This window comes from Odoribacter sp., from assembly GCF_985060555.1.
Map to the genome: position 1 here is coordinate 1 of NZ_CFKYFN010000007.1, position 2,086 is coordinate 2,086.

Consider the following 2,086-nt stretch of genomic DNA (forward strand, 5'->3'; position numbering starts at 1 on the left):
ATTTGTCGCTCCCATGCGGAAAAACAAACACATCCGGTATTAAACTCCCTTTCAGGAGACTATCCCGGAGTAAAGGGCAGGTTGGATACGCGTTACTCACCCGTGCGCCGGTCGCCATCAAACTCAGCAAAGCTGAGTCCATGCTGCCCCTCGACTTGCATGTGTTAAGCCTGTAGCTAGCGTTCATCCTGAGCCAGGATCAAACTCTTCATTGTAGAATATCTTTAACCTTCACCCATAAGGGAAAGGCATCTGTTCTGTTTCCGGACTCCCTGGACTTACCCGTTTATCTCGTTTCTTTTCACACCCCCGTATATGACCAGCATACACGGGAATTATGACGGTTCGTTTCTTTTTTACCCTTGGATGACCCCTAAGAAGGACTATACCTCCCAAAAAACATCCAAGCTCTTGTACTACTTTCTCTCTTTATGTAAGACTTTCAATGAACTCTTTCTATTGTTACACTCCCAATCCGCACTGCCTCACAAGGCCTTGCTTCCCGAAAGCGAGTGCAAAGGTACAACCTTTTACCGTAACTGCCAAATATTATAACCACTTTTTTTCAAGCGGAAACTCTTGCAAATTTAAGAAAACTTCCACAAACAAGCAAGGAATATGCTGTAAAACATATATTTAACACTCGAAATCATGCACGATTTAAGGGAAAACTTTTTTCTAAATGGAAAACGAAGGAGAGGAAAGAGCGGAGAGCAGGGGACGGAAAACGCGGGAACGAAGGAGGAAGAGGAGGGAAAGGCGACGGGAAAAAGGGGGAATAGCACCGGGATGAAAGGCACACAAGGAAAATATAGGGTATGTGTCAGGAGCCGTATACAAAGGAAAGATAAATAAGGAAGGGCAAAGGCTGTAAAAAAGGAGGAGGTACCGAGACAAGAAAGACGGATACAACTGGACAGAAGACACACACAAGGAAAAGTATGGAAGACGCATTGGAGCAACGGGACGAATTGGAACGGAAAAATGGAGGGGGCGGCAAGGATTGCAAAAAGGAGAAGACACAGGAACAGAGGACACACACAGGGAAAGCACGGAAGATGCACAAGAAGCCACACATGAAAACACCTCATATATATTAAGGTGAAAACCGGAAAGACAGGGAAAGAACGGAGCACCCACCGGTTGACCGAAGACAAGAGAAACAACTATCCGGAAGAGAAGACCGGGCAAGGAAGGCCGAAAACGGAAGGGAAACGACGGACGCCGGACAAAAAGACCGCCCGGGACTGAAAACGGAAAACGATCAGGCATCCACCGAAACAAAGCGGTACTTAACCGCCACCGTGCACATAAGACCGGCCACAGCCGCCCCCGCAAGCCCCCCACCCTGCAACATCACGGCTGCCCGGCAGACAAAGGAGAATTTCATGGGCTGATTATGGGAACGACGATACGGGACGGACCAGACAAACCCGCCACGGCAAAAGCGAATACCCATACCTACAGGACAAAGAACCGTAAGACGGAACAGGAAGGACCGTCGTCCCATCCGGTTACAGTCACCTTGGAAACCGTCCCCAAGCCCGACAGAAAGACAGGAAAAGAAAGAAAAAAACAATCAGAAAGACAACAAAAACGCCCAAAAGCGGGGCACAGAAAACCTCATCCGAGGCAAATCCGTAGCCCCAGACCTGAATATTTATGCAAAACACGCACCCAATCCTGCATATATACCGTATATCATACACTCCGTCTCAGCCAAACGGAAAATCAATCGGAAGCGAACGATTTTACGTTCGGCGCACAAAATGGAGACGACCGGCCGGAAACGGAAAACGGCACGGCTGAAAACGGAAAAAGACAAGCATCCGGGCCACGGAAACACCCCCTCAGAACCGCAGCCCGGATTTATCTGAAAGAAAAACGGGACACATCTTGAATAACCATAAGGCACCCAAAAGCCCCGTTACCTGACATGCCGGAGGCCCGCCGGCGCACACCCGAACCCCGCACACGGCAAAAGGAAAGCAAAAGCCGCCCCACCCTGGCAAAACGGTAAAACCCACCCCCGCGAGAATCGAATAAAATCCATCAACGCCGGAACCACTGACGAATACGGCAAACA

At 49.2% G+C, this 2,086-nt stretch carries 2 protein-coding genes and 1 rRNA gene; 2 read left to right on the forward strand and 1 reads right to left on the reverse strand.

Annotated features, from left to right (window positions below; all coding sequences use genetic code 11):
- Positions 1-215, reverse strand: a 16S ribosomal RNA gene (locus tag AC5RDS_RS01125); the annotation flags it as partial.
- A gap of 886 nt (positions 216-1,101) precedes the next feature.
- Here AC5RDS_RS01125 and AC5RDS_RS01130 point away from each other — a divergent pair.
- Both AC5RDS_RS01130 and AC5RDS_RS01135 read left to right on the forward strand, forming a co-directional pair.
- Entirely contained in the window at positions 1,102-1,251 is a 150-nt protein-coding gene (locus AC5RDS_RS01130) for a hypothetical protein (protein WP_494222176.1), read from the forward strand.
- 148 nt (positions 1,252-1,399) lie between these two features.
- Complete coding sequence (locus AC5RDS_RS01135; protein ID WP_494222177.1) at positions 1,400-1,900, forward strand: hypothetical protein; 501 nt, start codon at positions 1,400-1,402, stop codon at positions 1,898-1,900.
- Positions 1,901-2,086: the final 186 nt, after the last annotated feature.